A 17879-nucleotide genomic window follows, 5' to 3' on the forward strand; every position below is an offset into this window, starting at 1 on the left:
GAAATCATCCAAGAGCGCCTTGAGCGTGAGTATGACCTTGATCTAATTACAACAGCACCGACCGTGGTTTTTGAGTTGTTGCTGAATAATGGTGATGTCATGCTGGTTGATAACCCATCAAAGTTACCTGAAGGGACAAAAATAGATGAATTTAGAGAACCGATAGCCGAAGTGCATATTCTTGTGCCTCAAGAGCATCTAGGTAATGTTATTACGCTTTGTGTTGAAAAGCGTGGGGTGCAAAAAAACCTACAGTTCTTAGGAAGCCAGGTTGCTGTACATTATGAGATTCCGATGAGTGAAGTTGTGTTAGATTTCTTTGATCGGTTGAAGTCCACTAGCCGTGGCTATGCTTCTCTTGATTACAGCTTCAAGCGTTTTGAGGCGAGTAAGCTAGTGCGTGTCGATATGTTGATTAATGGCGATAAAGTGGATGCATTAGCACTGATTTGTCACGCGGATAAAGCACAGAGTCGCGGTCGGGCGATAACGGATAAAATGAGAGAAATTATTCCTCGTCAAATGTTTGATGTCGCGATACAAGCCGCAATTGGGAGTCAGATAATTGCCCGTCAAACGGTAAAAGCGCTACGTAAAAATGTAACAGCAAAATGCTACGGTGGTGATATCAGCCGTAAGAAAAAATTGCTTCAAAAACAAAAAGATGGAAAGAAACGCATGAAGCAGGTGGGTAATGTTGAAATTCCTCAAGATGCATTTTTGGCAGTATTGAAGGTGGATAGTTAAATGGATATGGATTTCTCGCTTATTCTTGTTGTACTTGTTGGTTTTACCGGTGTATTTGTTGCGTTGGATTTATTGGTTTTTAATCGTCAACGTCAACAGGCAGTCAATACTTATAAAAATGGTGTTGACGAAAAAACGGTTGATAATGAGGTTGTTGAACGGTTGCTGTTGGAGCCTTGGTGGATTGAATATCCGAAAGCATTTTTTCCAGTATTAGCGTTAGTATTGGTATTACGTTCATTTTTATACGAACCATTTCAAATTCCATCAGGCTCTATGATGCCAACGTTATTAGTTGGTGATTTTATTCTGGTTGAAAAATTTAGTTATGGCGTTAAAGATCCAGTATTACGTTCTACACTTATCGAAACCGGTAAGCCAGAACGTGGCGATGTGGCGGTATTTAAATACCCACCACAGCCAACCGTTGATTACATCAAACGTGTCGTCGGTTTGCCGGGGGATCGTATCGCTTATCGTGGGAAGCAGGTTTACATTCAAAAGGCATGTACTGGGACAGACTGCAAAGGATTTAAAAAACTCGATCTGAGCTTAGTCGAAATCGGCAAATTTAAAGATCAAATGGTTGAATTGCAGCAATATACAGAGCAACTAGGGGATGTCGCACATAACATCTTAATTAATCCTAGTCGTCCTGATTTAGCCAGTGATTTTTATCAGCAAGTTAATCCGCCAACCCGTCAATATGAATGGGTTGTACCGGCCGGTAATTACTTCATGATGGGTGATAACCGCGATAATAGTGCTGATAGCCGTTTTTGGGGTTTTGTTCCAGAAGCAAACTTAGTCGGCAAGGCTGTGTTCATTTGGACTAGTTTCGAATTTGAACGCGACCAAGATTCTTTATTACCTAGTTGGATCCCAACAGGTATACGCTTTAGTCGTATTGGCAAGTTAAAATAATTATGACAATTTTATTAGAAAGATTACAAACAGTACTTGGTTATGAGTACAAAGATGCTGCGTTATTACAGCAAGCGCTGACTCACCGTAGTGCGTATTTCAAGCATAACGAACGCTTAGAATTTCTAGGTGATTCGGTACTTGGTTTTATTATCTCTGATGCATTATTTTGCAAGTTCCCAGAGGTGCCTGAAGGCGATCTCAGTCGTATGCGCGCAACCTTAGTTAAAGGGTTAACGCTTGCAGAGATTGCGCGTGAATTTGAGTTAAGTGAATGCTTAATCTTAGGTCCAGGTGAATTAAAAAGTGGCGGCTTCCGTCGCGAATCTATCTTAGCGGATACCGTTGAAGCCTTAATTGGTGCAATGTATTTAGATAGTGACATTGAAACAACTCGTGAACGCGTACTGGCTTGGTATGCAACACGTTTAGCGGACATCAAACCAGGTATTGGTCAGAAAGACGCGAAAACACAGTTACAAGAATGGTTGCAAGGACGTAAGCAAGCTCTTCCACTGTATCAAGTAGAGGAAGTTAAAGGTGAAGCTCATAATCAAGAGTTCACTATTCATTGCGTTATTGAAGGCCTAGAGCAACCTGTTACAGGTAAAGGTACTAGTCGTCGTAAAGCAGAACAAGAAGCAGCTCAAAAAGCATTGGAGCAATTACAATGAGTGATATGACTTATAGCGGCTTTGTTGCTATCGTTGGTCGTCCTAACGTCGGCAAATCAACGTTACTAAACCGTATTCTGGGACAAAAGGTAAGTATTACCTCGCGTAAGCCACAAACGACTCGTCACCGTATTCTAGGTATTGATACTGAAGAAAATCGTCAAACTGTCTATGTTGATACTCCAGGTCTACATATTGATGAAAAACGTGCCATCAACCGTTTAATGAACCGTGCAGCAAGCAGTTCACTAAAAGACATTGATGTTGATGCGGTAATTTTTGTCGTTGATGGTACGCGTTGGACTGACGATGACGAAATGGTATTAAACAAGTTACGTGATATTAAATGCCCAATTTATTTGGCGATTAATAAAACCGATGCGATTAAAGATAAAGCTGAAGAATTAATGCCTCATTTAAAGGTATTAGCTGATAAGTTTAACTTCGCAGAAATTATCCCGATCTCGGCAACGAAAGGTACTAATGTAGAAATGCTACGTGGTATTTGTTCGCAGCAGTTACAAGAAGGTGATTTTTACTTCCCTGAAGATTATGTAACTGATCGTTCTTCACGTTTCATGGCATCTGAAATCATTCGTGAAAAACTGATGCGCTTCACTGGTCAAGAATTGCCTTACTCAACTACGGTCGAGATTGAGCAGTTTAAAGTCAGCGAAAACGGCACATTCCACATCAATGCGTTAATTTTAGTTGAGCGTGATACTCAAAAACGTATGGTTATTGGTAATAAAGGTTCGAAATTAAAAACCATTGGTACTGAAGCACGACGTGATATGGAAACTTTGTTTGATAATAAAGTATTCCTAGAATGTTGGGTTAAAGTGAAGTCTGGTTGGGCTGATGATGAACGTGCACTTCGTAGCTTAGGTTACGGAGATGAAGTGTAAATAGCACTATTGCATGGACTTACAAAACGCCTTTGTACTGCACCGTCGACCATTTAAGGAGTCGAGTTTACTCATCGACTTCTTTACCATTAATGATGGTAAAATTTCGTTAGTGGGACGTGCAGGGCGAGGGCGTAAGAATAGTCAAAGTGCTATTTTACAGCCGTTTACCTTACTCAATATCGCCTATGCCGGCAAAGGTGGATTAAAATCCATGCGCCAGGTTGAGGCGGTATCTAACTCATTACCTCTCTCTGGGCGGCATCTTTATGCTAGCTTTTATCTCAACGAATTACTTTATCGCTTACTTGCCAGTGAACAAGCTAACCCCGAGCTATTCTCCCATTATCAACATGCCTTATTAGCGTTAGCCAAACGCGAACCTCTTGAACCCTTATTGCGTGAATTTGAACTTAATTTAATGCAATGTTTAGGTAACATTGGTACGTTAAGTTATTGTGCTGATACGATGGATGCCGTGTTCCCTGACCGTATGTATAAATACGTCGCGCATGTTGGGATAATACCGTCTATCTATAAAGTAGCTGTGGGTAGCTCATTTTTAGGTAAAGACTTGCTAGCATTTGAACAACGACAATTTAATCCAGATAATTTAGCCGCAGCAAAACGCTTTTGTCGCCAAATTTTGCTACCCTATTTAGGTAACAAACCGCTGAAAAGCAGAGAACTATTTATTAATAAGGGAATTAAACGTGAATAAGATCTTTTTAGGTGTCAATATTGACCACATCGCAACCTTACGCCAAGCACGAGGCACGACTTACCCTGATCCTGTCCATGCTGCATCTGTCGCAGAATTAAATGGCGCAGACGGTATTACGGTGCATTTACGTGAAGACCGTCGTCACATTGTTGATCGCGATGTACGTGTATTAAAAGAAACCATTCAAACTCGCATGAATCTAGAAATGGCGGTAACCGCTGAGATGCTCGATATTGCTTGTGAGATCAAACCTGAATTTGTTTGTTTAGTTCCTGAAAAGCGTGAAGAGCTAACAACAGAAGGTGGCTTAGATGTCGTTGGTCAGCAAGACAAGATCACTCAAGCTGTTAAACGTTTAACTGAAGCCGGTATTTTAGTATCGTTATTCATTGATGCAGATAAAGAGCAAATCGATGCAGCTGTTAGTTCTGGTGCGCCGTACATTGAAGTGCATACTGGTGCTTATGCTGATGCAGACTCTGACTCTGAGCAACAAGCTGAATTGAAGAAGATTGCTGCAGGCGTGAGCTATGCGCACAACGCTGGCTTAAAAGTAAATGCTGGTCATGGTTTGCATTACCATAACGTGCAACCAATCGCCGCTATTCCTGAGATTTATGAACTAAACATCGGTCATGCCATTATTGCTCGTGCGACATTTGATGGTCTAGGTAAAGCAGTTAAAGACATGCAGATTCTTATTCAAGAAGCGCGTAATAACCGTTAGATTATGACAGTCTGTCAGTATAAAGACCAATGCCAAGGCGTTGGCCTTTATTTGAAAAAGTCCAAACATGACTACTGCTTTTTGAATTGGTAATAACTCAATATTGCAAGTAAGCTAAAGAATACTGGATCACTCCAACCGAAACCAATAAACACCCCCGTTACTCCTGCATATAAAGTGATTGCAACGCCAAGTAGGTTGCTAATTAGCAGCGCGAGAAATAGCTTTTTGGCTAAAGTCCCAGGCTCTATATCCCTTAGCAATAAACTTATCGCGGCCATGCCTCCTAAGAAAATACTGTTATGTTGTGATAAAAAATATGCATATTTGTCATTTAGCTCTACCCCGTACATCGGCCATATGAGCGTAGGGATAAAAAATAAGCCCAAAGCAAAGATGCCATAGATGATGCCATGTGCGGTTAAGAAGGTGTTATTATTCATCATTGTCGCCCTCTGTTAGTGGCGCGTGGTTAATACTGGATAACGGCATGTTTATATCGAAAATATGCCCTCTGATCTCAGTCACACCCATCGCTTTTAATCGTCTCGAGTGCATGTCTAAGTAAGCCTGAGCATAAGCTTGATTCTCAAACAGATAAATACCACCACCTAATTGTGCGGTTTTCTTTTCAGTCCAAATTTTCCATATCATCCCCGGTTCATGGTTTATCGATTCGGCTAGTCCGACTAACATCGCCGACATCTCATCACCAAATGGACCGGTAAAATCGAAATCTACTTGTAATAATTTTTGCATTTTTTATCTCCAGTTGCGTATTGGTGCGCAGAGTTAAATAAAGAGAAAAGTAAAGAGTAAGCGAGATGCTTTTGCTTGCTCTTTGTTATAGGCACTATAATATCTATAAAAATTGAACATAAAAGTTCATAAAACTGTGTATAACTGTGGAATAAATAGACCGATGAGATTAAAGACAACATTAGATCAATGGCTGACCTTATTTGAGGTGGATAAGGCCGGTAGCATCCAAGCGGCCGCTACAGTGCTAAATAAAAGTCATACCACTTTGATCTATGCAATAAAGAAACTTGAAGATCAACTTGGTGTATCCTTGGTTAAAATTAAAGGTCGACGGGCTGTACTTACTGAAGACGGTAAGTCGTTATTACGCAGGGCGCAGTCGATGATTGAGCAAGCCCAAGCATTAGAGGAAATAAGCACTCAGCTAACGCAGGGGGTGGAATCTGAGCTGGTGATTGCCATTGATCATCTATGCGACCGACAATGGCTGTATGGCCCGTTGGCTGGATTCCTTGCGCAGAACAGTACGACGTCGATTAAAATTGTAGAAACGTCGTTATCAAAAACCACGAGTATGGTAGAAGCGCAACAAGCTGATATTTCTATTGTGAACTTTCCAATCACTAACCATCCCTGTGAATCATTTGGTACTGTGAGTATGTTGCCAGTGGTCATGAAGGGGCATTTATTAGCGGATAAGGCTGAACTTTGTTTGGCAGATTTAACGGTTAATAGACAAATTGTCATCCGTGATTTAGGCGTGGCAGATAATATTGATGTCGGTTGGCTAAAGTCGAGTCAGCGTATTACGGTCGATAACTTTGATCACGCTTGGCAGGCGGTTAAGCAAGGTCTGGGTTATTGTCGTTTGCCCAAGCATATTGTAGATCAACATAAGGATTGCGATGTGGTTGTACTTAGCGTCGAGTATTCAAATTGTTACCATGTGCCTTTGCATCTCACCTTGCCAAAAGGGCCGAAGACCGGGCCTGCGGCAAAGGGGTTGTATCAGCTGTTATTGGCATCGGTAAATGGAAGGTAACAATATTGCCTCGCATCCTTGCTTGCACCCGTAATAACCTCACGATCATGTTTTGCAACACCACCGTGAGGTTATAGGTTAATTTGGTAAATAAGGCTGTGCTTCTTTTATCACGCTTTCAATCGCTTCCTGTAGCTCAAAAATTTCCGGTTCGACATCTTCAATTTCAGCTCCTTTGCGTAACCCGCGTTCAATTTGATCGGCTAAATTCTGAATAGGTAATACCCCACAACAGGCCGCGCCACCATGGAATTTATGAATGATCTGCTTAAACTCAGAACGTGACAAGCTACGTGCAAGTGCCAGTTCTAAGTGTTCACTGATTTCCGGTAGGCTATTAATAAACAGCTCGAGCATATCAACGGCAAGGTCTTCTTTGCCCATCGATCGTTGCAGGGTCAGTGGCCAGTCTAAGATATGATTTTGTACCACAGTACTATCATGTGAATTACTGCTCCACTGCTGCAGAATTCGCTTAAGAATCGATTCATCAATAGGTTTAGTTAAGTAATCATCCATGCCTTTACTGAGTAAACGATCGCGTTCACCACTCATGGCGTGGGCTGTGACTGCAATGATCGGTGTTGATTGATTACGCGTACCAGAACGGATCGCTTTACAGGCGCTGATACCATCCATAATAGGCATCTGAATATCCATAAAGATAATATCAAAGTCCATCAAATTGGCTTTCGCAACGGCTTCTGCACCATTGCTACAGCTTTCAATCTTGGTGACTGAATCTGCTAACATAGCACTAATTAATTTTAGATTGGCTGGGTTATCATCAACCGCTAAAATAGACAGGTCAACTTTGGCTTTTGGTTTCTCAATCTTCAATTGCGGGATTGGATGTTCAGCGGGTTTGTCTAAGTACGCTAAGGCATTAACTAATTTACGGTGATTACATGGCTTGGTCAGGCAATGTCTTGCGCCCACGCGAATTATTTCTTCTTGTAAACAAGGATCTGAAGAGTTAATTAATACCACGACCGCTGAGCCTAGATCATGACATTGACTCATCTTGTTATACATAGGGGTTAAATTACTTTCATCGTTCTGGGCAATAATCACGCAGTGATAGGGTTGATTAATGTAATGCTGCCACTCTGCTTCATTAGCACAATGGAGCACGTCAAGATCCCAGCTATTAAGCAGTGATATTAATGAGCGTGCTGAGTAATTGTCTGCCTCGTAAAGTAATACCTGTTTACCTTTAAAATCACTCACCGGTAGTGGCTCTGATAGTGAGGTTGAGGTAACGTTAAACTTCAGCGAGAATTTAAAGTTAGAACCTTGGCCTAAGTCAGAGTCAAGTGAGATCTCACCACCCATAAACTCAACCAAGCGTTGGGTGATCACTAGGCCTAGACCTGTTCCGCCATAACGACGTGAAATACTGGTATCGGCTTGATTAAAGGCTTCAAACAACTGCGCTTGTTGTTGCTCTGAAATACCAATACCAGTATCACGGATATTAGTTTGAATGGTGACGCTATTATCCGTCCATTCCAGCAATTCGATATGAATGTCAATGTTACCATTTTCAGTAAACTTGATCGCATTACCGAGTAAGTTAGTGATCACTTGTTGGAAACGGAATGGGTCACCAATAATACCGTCAGGTACATTCTTATCAACGTGTAGCGATAATTCGAGGCCTTTATCATGCACAGTTGGTGCGAGTAAGATCGCCGCTTCTTCAATGGTATCGCGCAGATTGAATGGGATCTGCTCTAAGGTCAGTTTACCGGCTTCAAGCTTAGAGAAATCGAGAATATCATTAATAATGTTAAGTAAATTCTTAGCTGATTTTTCAATGGTCTGTAAGTAATCGGTTTGGTTAGGGCTTAGCGATGTTTTTAATAATTGGCGCGAGAAGCCAATCACACCATTAAGTGGGGTTCTTAATTCATGACTCATATTGGCCAGAAATTCAGACTTCACTCGAGCTGCTGCTTGGGCACGCTTTTTCGCCATATCCAATTCAATATTTTGAATTTCGATCTGCTCTAATGTTTCACGTAGATCTGAGGTCGCTTGGTCAATGTTTTGCTGCATTTCCTCGTGATAAGCCGATAGCGATTTGGCCATCGAGTTGATCCCGTTCTTGAGCAGGGCTAGTTCACCAGTATGCTCACCAGTAACCCTAGCGTCGAGTCGACCCTCTCTGATCCTATCAACCACGGCCACCATATCTGTAATCGGTTGGGTTACGTTTTTAACTAATCGCCAAGAAAAGATAAGTGCGCTAAAAAAGCCCAGTAATACAATAAATACCGCGACGGTAGTATCACGGTATTGCAGTAATATGGCTTTGTCACGTACTAGCTGAATCGATAAATAACCAAGAACCTGCTCTGGGTTTTCTAAGCTCAATGGGAAGTTGGTATTGTCAATTTCGGCAATAATAGGTGAGCGCAGAATAATGTAATCATCAAGTACTTCGACTTGGGTGGTATCTGGTATTTTTATGCCATCAGGATTTTTAAGTACTGAAAAATTACGATGATAATTACTGGTTACAAACAGCTTATTATTGGTATCGAAAATAGCGATACTTTTAATCGTAGGGGCAAACTTACGGTGGGTTAAGCCGAGTAATTTTTTTAGTGATTCCCTGCTGTTTTGCAGCATGCCGTACTCACCTGCAATCGCTAGGGGTTCAATAATATTGATGCCCTGCTCAATAAGTACAGTCTCTAACTGTTGATAGCGGTTAAAGGTGAAATAGCTGGCTAATAATGTACCGATCAAAATGGTCGGTAAAATCGTCAGCGACATTACTTTGGCACGAAGTCCATATTTAGTCATAAAGTCATCTTATTGGTATCGGGTTTAATGCCATCTGCGAAGTTATTTAAAGTATAAAGCGGGAAAGCAGGTTAGAATAATACCCTAATGATGACATAGGCAATAGTTGTATATCAATATGGCACAAATTTTTAAAGCAAAAAAAGTACAGAAAACTCCGAGTAAAGCGGTCGAGATCACTATTGAAAAGTTAGATCATCAAGGTCTAGGTTTTGGTCGTCTTGATGGCAAAGCGATATTTGTTGCTGGTGCACTACCAGGTGAGCGAGTATCAGTGAATATTATTGAGCAAAAAAAGCAATATGCCAAAGCGACGTTAAGAAAAGTATTAACCCCTTCTGAGCAACGAATTACACCCGCGTGTCCACATTATGCAACGTGTGGCGGCTGTAGTTTACAAACTCTCGATAGCCATGATCAGGCAGATTATAAACAAACAGCACTGTTTAGTTTATTACAGAACTTCAGTAAAAATGATGCTATTGAATGTGCCGAGCCTATTTTATCGCAACCTTGGCACTACCGTCGTACAGCACGGTTAAGTGTGATGTTTGATCGCAAGGCTAAACAATTAGTATTTGGCTTCCGTGAACGTAACAGTAAATCACTAGTGGCGATTAATGAGTGCCCTGTATTAGTACCAACCTTGTCTGCATTAATCCAACCGTTACGCCAATTAATTGCTACGCTTACAGTACGTCGTGATCTAGGTCATATTGAAATATTTGCTGTCGATTCTGGCATTATATGCTTGTTCCGCATTTTAAAACCATTAAATGATAAAGATCAGGGTTTATTACAAGCGTTCGCCCGTGAACAGCAATTAAGTATTTACCTGCAACCTGAGCCGGACTCGGTGCTTAAGCTAACGCCTGATACACCCGCCGCTTGGTATCAGCTGGCTGATGGTGAATTTAAGTTAAGCTTTACCCCTGGTAATTTTATTCAGGTTAACCCAGCAGTGAATAATCAGATGGTAAAACAAGCGATTGATTGGCTTGAATTAAACCCTGAAGATAAAGTGTTAGATCTGTTCTGCGGTGGTGGTAACTTTAGCTTGCCAGTGGCGAGCTTATGCCACTCGGTGGTTGGTGTTGAAGGCGTTGATGAAATGGTGCGTCAAGCACAAGCCAATGCGATTGCCAACAATGTTGATAATGCCACGTTTTATCAAGCGGACTTATCCGCGGATTTCTCCAAGCTGCCTTGGGCTAAAAATAGTTTCGATAAAGTATTGTTAGATCCGGCGCGCGCGGGTGCTGCTGAAACAGTGCAATATTTACATAAACTAAAAGTGAAAAAAATTGTCTATGTATCTTGTAATCCAGGAACATTAGCGCGAGACTCGAAGTTGTTGATGGAAAAGCATTATAAATTAACACGCCTAGGCATGATTGATATGTTCCCACAAACAGGACATGTCGAATCAATGGCGTTATTTGAACGCGTTTAGACATTAAACGTGTGTATTTTGGTTTAATCTTGTTAGGAATTAAGACATGGTTGCGGTACGTGATTCTCATTTGACCAACCCGGAAGACTTTGATGCGAAGACTTGGACGTCTTCGTTAGCACTCACCTCGACAGAGCAAGATGAATTATTTGAGTTATATACTCAATTAGCATTAAAAGAAACAGCGGAATCTTTAGCAGACGACGCTGGGCTCACTTTCCCGTTATTGGCTTACGGGGTAGAAATGGTCGAAATATTAATGACCATGGATATGGACATGGATACTCTTAAGGTAGCCTTGTTATACCCGTTCTTTGACGCCAAACTTTATGATAATGAACAAATTGAAGCCTTGTTTGGCAGTAAATTACTGCCGCTACTTGTTGCTGTTGTAGAGATGGATGCGATCCGTACGCTGCAAGCAAAATCACAAAAACCATCAGAAACCCAAGTCGACAATTTACGTCGTATGTTAATGGCGATCGTGGATGATGTGCGCGCGATTGTGATCAAATTAGCGGAACGTATTTGTCATCTTCGTCAGGTTAAAAATGCCTCTGAAGAAGAACGCGTACTGGCAGCAAAAGAAATTTCCGATATCTATTCACCGTTAGCAAATCGCCTCGGTATTGGTCAGTTAAAATGGGAGCTCGAAGATCTCTCATTCCGTTATTCTCATCCCGATACCTATAAGCAAATCGCCAAGTTGTTACTGGAACGTCGTATTGACCGCGAAGAGTTTATCGACAGCTTCGTATCGCAAGTTAAAGATGGTGTTGAAGCGGCTGGTGGTCGCGTTGAAGTTTATGGCCGTCCTAAGCATATCTATAGTATCTGGAAAAAGATGCAGAAGAAAAACTTGGACTTTACTGGTCTTTATGACGTGCGTGCCGTACGGGTGATCGCTGCAGAGTTGCAAGATTGCTATGCGGCATTAGGTGTGATCCATAACTTATTCCGTCCGATCCCAAGTGAATTTGATGATTACGTGGCGAATCCAAAAGCTAATGGTTATCAATCTATTCATACCGTTGTTGCGGTCGGCGATGAAAATAAAGCCGTTGAAGTGCAGATCCGCACTAAGCAAATGCATGATGATGCTGAATTAGGTGTTGCTGCGCATTGGCGTTACAAAGAAGGCGCGGATACAACTAAGAAAGGCAGCTACGAAGAGAAAATTGCTTGGCTACGTAAACTACTTGCATGGCAGGATGATATGGCTGAAAGCGGTAGCTTAGTTGATGAGTTACGCAGTCAGGTATTTGATGATCGTGTTTATGTGTTTACCCCAAAAGGTGATGTGGTTGATATGCCGCAAGGCTCGACACCGCTTGATTTTGCTTACTATGTACATAGCATGGTTGGTCACCGTTGTATTGGTGCCAAGATCAGTGGCCGTATTGTGCCGTTCACTTATGAGCTGCAAACTGGCGATCAGATTGAGATCATCACCCAGAAAAATCCCAACCCAAGCCGTGACTGGTTATTACCAAACCTCGGTTATGTGAAGTCGGCGCGTGCACGAGCGAAGATTAATACCTACTTTAAGCGTCTTGATCGCGATAAGAATGTTGCCGCGGGCAAGGACATGTTAGAGGGGGAGTTGCATAAACTTAAGCTACAACTGGCTGATGCCAGTTGTGCCTTTGAGCGTTTTAATTCAAATACCTTAGAAGATTTATTGGCGCAGGTTGGTAGTGGTGATGCACGCCTTAACCAAGTTATTAACCACATTAAAGTGCTGTTATTGCAACCTAGTGCTGAAGAAGAAGATAAACTGGCGTTAGAGTTGGTTGACCAGCAAGTACAAAAATCACAGAATCAGGCGAAGAAAAAGCGCAACAAAGACCATATTGTCGTGGAAGGCATGGGTAATCTCATGACCCACATTGCCAATTGTTGCCAGCCGATCCCGGGTGATGAAATTGTTGGTTATATCACCCAAGGCCGCGGTATCTCTATTCACCGCCATGGCTGTTTACAGTATGCTGATTTATGTAACCGCCAACCAGAACGTATTATTGATGCGGTTTGGGGCAGCGACTTTAGCGGTGGCTATGGCGTGACATTAGTCGTGCATGCCAGTGACCGCAGTGGTTTACTACGCGATTTAACGACTATTTTTGCTAATGATCGTATTCATGTCGTTGGCATGAATACTCGTACTGATGCTAAGCAGCAAACAGCAACCTTAGAAATTAATATCGAACTTTATAATATTGATACCTTAAGCCATCTGACTAACCGTATGAGTCAAGTGAAAGGCGTTATTTATGCTAAGCGGTTAAAATAACAACTTAATGGCATTATTGAAGAAGCCAGTATTGTTCGCGCAATACTGGCTTTTTTATTGGCTATTTTCGCGGAGTTGGTGTTGCTGAACGGTTGGCTTAAGGCGCTATTTTATTTTGGGTCTCTTTTTAATTCAGTTACTTATATCAATAAACAGAGTGGTTGATATATACCCAATTTCAGGTATATTTATTTTAGATAAGTGAGATCAATACTTTAATATATTTTATATAAAAATCAGTAATTGTATTTAGGGATGAACTACAATGAAAAAAACTAAGTTTTCACTTCGCTTTACTGTGGGTGGGATGTTTTTACTCGCCACAATATTAACCACGCTGGTTGCTATCTCACTGCAATATCACTTTAGTAAAAAGATGGCAGCAGAACAGGCATTGTCTTTGTTGTCAGTGTCATCGACAGAACTCAGTGAGTATGTACAAGATTTAGAGGTTGATGCCACGAGCACTGCTAAATTATTAGCCTCGATTAGCCGAACCCTTGATATGACTGCCGATGAAATTGATATTCGTGACATACTATCGAAATCAATGGAAGATAACCCGCTTTTTTATAGTATCTATATTGGTGCTGATAATAATCAATTTTATCAAGTTATTAATTTAGAGTCTTCGCCGATAGTTCGCCAAAAAATAGTTGCTGACAAGAGTGACCGTTGGGTGGTGATTAAAATAACTGGAGAGCCAAATAAACGTATTCGAGAGACGTATTATTACAATCATGCCTTTGAATTACGTGAACTGAAAACCACCCAAAGTAATTACTTTCCCAGTGTCAGACCTTGGTTTATATCGGCTAATGCCGATAGTGTCACGAAAACTAAGCCCTATTTATTCCAGCACTTAAAGATCACTGGGCAAACTTATTCTTTGCAATTTTCATCTAAATCGAATAATCAACAAAATTATGTATTGGGCATTGATATTGTATTGTCATCGTTGGCCAGTAAGCTTTCTGTTGATAAGCTTAATTTAGGTGATGACGCTAATATTGAATCGTTTATTTACCTTAAATCAGGGGAGGTTATTGCATCTAACCGTAAACATGTAAAAACGATTGAGGTGCCAGTATCGAAGCGACTTGATTTAAGCCCTGCACAAGAACGTGTATTAAGCCAGACTACCTCCATAAAAATGTCGAACCAAAATGATTGGGCTCCGATAGATTTTGCTGCATCGGGTGAGCCGAAAGGTTATGCAATTGATGTCTTGAATCTTATTGAAGATATGACGGGCATTGATTTTGAATTTATCAATGGCTTCACTTGGGCGCAATTAGTTGGTAAATACAATAACGGTTCATTGGATGGGTTACATTCATTGCAGAAATCCAATGCAAATAGCATTCATGGAGCATATTCAGCTCCGATTTATAATTTACCCTTTTCAATCGTAACCAAAGATAGCATCCCCTATATTCGTGATTACGCTGAGTTGGAAGGGAAAAAAGTGGCTATTTTATCGGGTTGGTCAATCATTCCTGCATTGAAACAAGATTTTCCGAACATTGAGCTGATTGAGTTCCAAACACTTAAAGCAGCATTTGAATCCGTGTCACTCGGTGAAACCTCTGCATTACTTGATAGTGCTGCTGTGTTGGACGCTGGACTGGTGCAATATTTCTATCAGAACCTGCGGTTACATCAATCGTTCAGCATCGCCTCACAAGGTTATTTGTCTGAATTTCATATTGTGTTAAATAAAAAATATGAAGCTCTGATCCCGATCATTAATTTAGCTATTCGTCATATCACCCCAGAGCAACGCCTGGTACTGCAACGTAAGTGGATGGATGAACGTCAGTTGCTGAGAGGGGATATCATGATCCCTTATCCCGAATTATTAGCGTTAGCTAACCAAGAAAATGTATATGGAAAAATAGTCAAACGGATCATTGACGGTGAAGAACGATTTATTTATATAAGCCCGATTAAACCTGGCAATAATGCGACTGAATTCTTTTCGGTGATCATCCCCAAAGACGTTATTTACAGTGGTGTGAATAAACGAGTCGTGATGTCTGTCGGTATTACGCTTGGGATTATGCTACTGATATTACCATTAGCATGGCTATTTAGCGGACCGATTGTACGCCCGATTTACCTGTTACGCCTGCAGGCTCAGCAAATAAAGCATCGTGACTATGATCTCGTCGAACTTGTCGATACCTCGATTAAAGAGATATGGGATTTATCGAATTCATTGACCGAAATGTCAACCGCATTGAAACAGCATGAGGCTGCTCAGGAAGAGTTTTTAGAAGCGTTTATTAAACTGATAGCCCAAGCCATTGATGATAAGTCTGCTTATACCGCAGGGCATTGTAATCGTGTTCCTGAGCTTGGCATCATGTTAGCTGAAGCGGTTGAGCTGAGTGATGCGACTTTATTTAAAGATTTCAAGTTTGCCAATGCGGATGAGAAACGTGAGTTTAGGATCGCGGCTTGGTTACATGATTGTGGCAAAATAACGACGCCAGAGTACATTGTTGATAAAGGTAGTAAATTAGAAACCAACTATAACCGTATTCACGAAATTAGAGCTCGATTTGAAATCTTGTGGCGTGATGCCGAAATAGCAGCTTTAAAACAGCGATTAGCGACACCTGCAGATAAGGTCGCGATAGATGCAGAACTGGCATCAAAACAGCGGCAATTAACCGATGACTTTGAATTTATTGCTACTTCAAATGTGGGTGGGGAGTTCATGAGTAACGATAAGATTGAGCGTATTAAATCGCTATCATCACAAACTTGGTTACGTCATTTTGATGATAGTATCGGGCTATCACCTGTCGAAGAGTTAGCCAAAGCACCGGCGTCATCAGTATTACCCGCAGTTGAGCAGCTACTGTCTGACAAGCCTGAGCATATTATCAAGCGTGAACGTAACGTTGAGTTTGATCCGAAACATGGCATTAAAATGGATGTACCTGAGCATCAATATAATTTGGGTGAAGTGTATAACCTGACGATTAGCCGCGGTACACTAACTCTGGAAGATAGGTATAAGATTAACGAGCATATGATTAGTACTATCAAGATGTTAGAGAATCTACCGTTTCCTCCAGAATTAAGTCGAGTACCACGTTATGCCTCAACACACCATGAAACGCTTAAAGGTACTGGTTATCCACGTAAGTTGACTGCAGACGATCTTTCAATTCCTGAACGTATCTTGGTGATCGCAGATATCTTTGAAGCCTTAACCGCTTCAGATCGCCCTTACAAAAAAGCCAAACCAGTCAGTGTCGCTGTCGATATCATGCATAAGATGGCATTGGATGAGCACTTAGATATTGAGTTATTTAAATTATTTTTGCAGAGCGGAACTCATGTTAAATATGCTCTGCAATACTTGAAACCTGAGCAGCTTGATGAGGTTGATTTAAGTCGATACCTGTAGGCTTACTAAAGGGCTTGAAGTATTAACCTCAAACCCTTTTCTGTTTATTGTACTAACTTAAATATTATGCGGTGGCAGGTTGTTTCTGAGTTTTGTAGTATTTAACGAGCTGCACAACGACAGCGATGTTGAGTACTAAGCTCAATGCTGCTAATGAATAAGTCATCACGTCATTTCGAGGGAATACTAACAAATTACGAGTATAGAATTCAGGGAAGGTAAAGTAGAACATGAACCAAGCAGCGAGCGTGTAAGCACGAGCTTGTAACCAAGTACCGTCTTTGATTAATACCGCGGGTATTGTTGCTGCGATAATGACCATGAGATGTGCAGATGACGATGCAGGGAAATTGATATAAACATAGACAAAGTTCCAAACGTCATAAGCAATGATCCAAAGTACCGTCATTTGTGGCCAGATCATATCTTGCTGTGGACTTCTGTCAGCAGTAATACCTTTCCAACCAAAGTAACAAGTTAATATAGATAGTGCACCTGCAAGGCCGTTAAGGATATTTGGTGTGAAACCCATCGAGAAATCCTGCACTACGGCTTCACCGATGTTTCCTGCTAAGAAAACTACACAGAAGATCTTAGCCAAGCGATATTGGTGTACAGTGGTGAAGCGCATTAACAAGAAGAACAAAGAGGCAAATACCACAGAGTATAATTTTGCCCATTTAAACCAATATACTATGCCTTGATTTGGCCATACAAAAATTGTAAGTGCCAGCCCCAATCCACCAAAGAATACAAAGCCACTCCATTTTACAAAACGGAAAAGTTCATTTAATACAAGTAATACGATCAGAGTCATGAAAAAGACAAGGTAAGCAGCAACATTATTCCATCGATACAGCTCAAACTGCATGTCTTTTTCTAAAACACCCAATGTTGACCCTGGAACGTTAAGGTTCACACTAATGGTTTTCTCATCAAGGATCACCATTGTCGCTTTATCAAAATCACTGATAATACCTATGTCCAATGGGATTATCTGGACGTTGTGTCCATCTGTGCGCCATTGATGAATTTCATCATGATCTTGACCTGCGAATTTTTTAATTATGTTGACGCTACCATTTGTTGAAAACTCTAATCGGTAGAACAAGCCACCATTCCCCGATTCGCCTTCTAAGTTGATTTGGTAAATACCGATATCAGGTAAAGGTTCTGTTGATATGCTCTGTTGCGCAAATGCATTACCTGCTGTGAGCATAAAGATAAGAGCAATATAGCTAGCCCATTTTTTAAATAAATTACTTGTATACATTCAAGCCTCTCTTTATTTTACATTTGTGTAGATATAAATGTGAACAAATCCCTGTGTCAACTTGCGCTATTGCTTCTTTAGTAAATGTACTTTCAGGTTCTGTCGCTGGATGTC

Annotated in this window: 13 protein-coding genes and 1 pseudogene; 10 read left to right on the top strand and 4 right to left on the bottom strand. The window is 41.1% G+C overall.

The annotated features are described in order from the left end of the window. From QNK26_RS06345 to pdxJ, 6 genes and pseudogenes are all read left to right on the top strand, one after another. Positions 1-747: pseudogene (locus QNK26_RS06345) on the top strand (elongation factor 4); the annotation flags it as partial. After that, entirely contained in the window at positions 748-1671 is a 924-nt protein-coding gene (gene lepB, locus QNK26_RS06350) for a signal peptidase I (RefSeq protein ID WP_319221618.1), read from the top strand. It abuts the pseudogene before it with no gap. A gap of 2 nt (positions 1672-1673) precedes the next feature. Next, entirely contained in the window at positions 1674-2345 is a 672-nt protein-coding gene (gene rnc, locus QNK26_RS06355; RefSeq protein WP_319221619.1) for a ribonuclease III, read from the top strand. Further along, complete coding sequence (era, locus tag QNK26_RS06360) at positions 2342-3253, top strand: GTPase Era (RefSeq protein ID WP_319221621.1); 912 nt, start codon at positions 2342-2344, stop codon at positions 3251-3253. The genes rnc and era overlap by 4 nt, the downstream gene beginning before the upstream one ends. Before the next feature lie 13 nt (positions 3254-3266). Beyond that, the gene (recO, locus tag QNK26_RS06365) at positions 3267-3974 is read left to right on the top strand and encodes a DNA repair protein RecO (protein WP_319221622.1); all 708 of its coding nucleotides are present in this window, start codon (positions 3267-3269) and stop codon (positions 3972-3974) included. Then, positions 3967-4704 carry a pyridoxine 5'-phosphate synthase gene (gene pdxJ / locus QNK26_RS06370; RefSeq protein ID WP_319221623.1) on the top strand — a complete coding sequence of 246 codons (738 nt, stop codon included), beginning with the start codon at positions 3967-3969 and terminating at the stop codon, positions 4702-4704. The genes recO and pdxJ overlap by 8 nt, the downstream gene beginning before the upstream one ends. A gap of 71 nt (positions 4705-4775) precedes the next feature. Here the strand turns inward: pdxJ and QNK26_RS06375 are convergent, their stop codons facing one another. Then, positions 4776-5150, bottom strand: a complete 375-nt coding sequence (locus QNK26_RS06375; protein WP_319221625.1) for a hypothetical protein — start codon at positions 5148-5150, stop codon at positions 4776-4778. Further along, complete coding sequence (locus QNK26_RS06380) at positions 5140-5463, bottom strand: monooxygenase (protein ID WP_319221627.1); 324 nt, start codon at positions 5461-5463, stop codon at positions 5140-5142. The genes QNK26_RS06375 and QNK26_RS06380 overlap by 11 nt, the downstream gene beginning before the upstream one ends. Positions 5464-5626: 163 nt before the next feature. Between QNK26_RS06380 and QNK26_RS06385 the strand changes: the two genes are divergently transcribed. Next, entirely contained in the window at positions 5627-6508 is an 882-nt protein-coding gene (locus tag QNK26_RS06385; protein WP_319221628.1) for a LysR family transcriptional regulator, read from the top strand. 78 nt (positions 6509-6586) lie between these two features. On the opposite strand, the gene barA is transcribed toward QNK26_RS06385, so the two are convergent. Continuing rightward, a complete protein-coding gene (gene barA, locus QNK26_RS06390; RefSeq protein WP_319221629.1) occupies positions 6587-9322 on the bottom strand; it encodes a two-component sensor histidine kinase BarA in 2736 nt (911 codons plus the stop codon). Between the two features lie 118 nt (positions 9323-9440). On the opposite strand from barA, the gene rlmD reads away from it, so the two are divergent. From rlmD to QNK26_RS06405, 3 genes are all read left to right on the top strand, one after another. Beyond that, positions 9441-10775, top strand: coding sequence for a 23S rRNA (uracil(1939)-C(5))-methyltransferase RlmD (gene rlmD / locus QNK26_RS06395; RefSeq protein ID WP_319221630.1), 1335 nt, complete (start codon positions 9441-9443; stop codon positions 10773-10775). Between the two features lie 46 nt (positions 10776-10821). After that, entirely contained in the window at positions 10822-13068 is a 2247-nt protein-coding gene (gene relA / locus QNK26_RS06400; protein ID WP_319221631.1) for a GTP diphosphokinase, read from the top strand. Positions 13069-13333: 265 nt separating this feature from the next. Then, entirely contained in the window at positions 13334-16492 is a 3159-nt protein-coding gene (locus QNK26_RS06405) for an HD domain-containing phosphohydrolase (protein ID WP_319221632.1), read from the top strand. Positions 16493-16556: 64 nt separating this feature from the next. Here the strand turns inward: QNK26_RS06405 and QNK26_RS06410 are convergent, their stop codons facing one another. Further along, positions 16557-17765 carry a DUF5692 family protein gene (locus QNK26_RS06410; protein ID WP_319221634.1) on the bottom strand — a complete coding sequence of 403 codons (1209 nt, stop codon included), beginning with the start codon at positions 17763-17765 and terminating at the stop codon, positions 16557-16559. Positions 17766-17879 lie beyond the last annotated feature (114 nt).

Origin of the sequence: Moritella sp. (assembly GCF_033791185.1) — a bacterium.
Lineage (GTDB): Bacteria > Pseudomonadota > Gammaproteobacteria > Enterobacterales > Moritellaceae > Moritella.

Excerpts from the sequence above, each read along its gene's own strand:
- lepB (WP_319221618.1), top strand. The coding sequence starts at position 748 with ATGGATATGGATTTCTCGCTTATTCTTGTTGTACTTGTTGGTTTTACC.
- rnc (WP_319221619.1), top strand. The coding sequence starts at position 1,674 with ATGACAATTTTATTAGAAAGATTACAAACAGTACTTGGTTATGAGTAC.
- era (WP_319221621.1), top strand. The coding sequence starts at position 2,342 with ATGAGTGATATGACTTATAGCGGCTTTGTTGCTATCGTTGGTCGTCCT.
- recO (WP_319221622.1), top strand. The coding sequence starts at position 3,267 with ATGGACTTACAAAACGCCTTTGTACTGCACCGTCGACCATTTAAGGAG.
- QNK26_RS06375 (WP_319221625.1), bottom strand. The coding sequence starts at position 5,150 with ATGATGAATAATAACACCTTCTTAACCGCACATGGCATCATCTATGGC.
- QNK26_RS06380 (WP_319221627.1), bottom strand. The coding sequence starts at position 5,463 with ATGCAAAAATTATTACAAGTAGATTTCGATTTTACCGGTCCATTTGGT.
- QNK26_RS06385 (WP_319221628.1), top strand. The coding sequence starts at position 5,627 with ATGAGATTAAAGACAACATTAGATCAATGGCTGACCTTATTTGAGGTG.
- barA (WP_319221629.1), bottom strand. The coding sequence starts at position 9,322 with ATGACTAAATATGGACTTCGTGCCAAAGTAATGTCGCTGACGATTTTA.
- rlmD (WP_319221630.1), top strand. The coding sequence starts at position 9,441 with ATGGCACAAATTTTTAAAGCAAAAAAAGTACAGAAAACTCCGAGTAAA.
- relA (WP_319221631.1), top strand. The coding sequence starts at position 10,822 with ATGGTTGCGGTACGTGATTCTCATTTGACCAACCCGGAAGACTTTGAT.
- QNK26_RS06405 (WP_319221632.1), top strand. The coding sequence starts at position 13,334 with ATGAAAAAAACTAAGTTTTCACTTCGCTTTACTGTGGGTGGGATGTTT.
- QNK26_RS06410 (WP_319221634.1), bottom strand. The coding sequence starts at position 17,765 with ATGTATACAAGTAATTTATTTAAAAAATGGGCTAGCTATATTGCTCTT.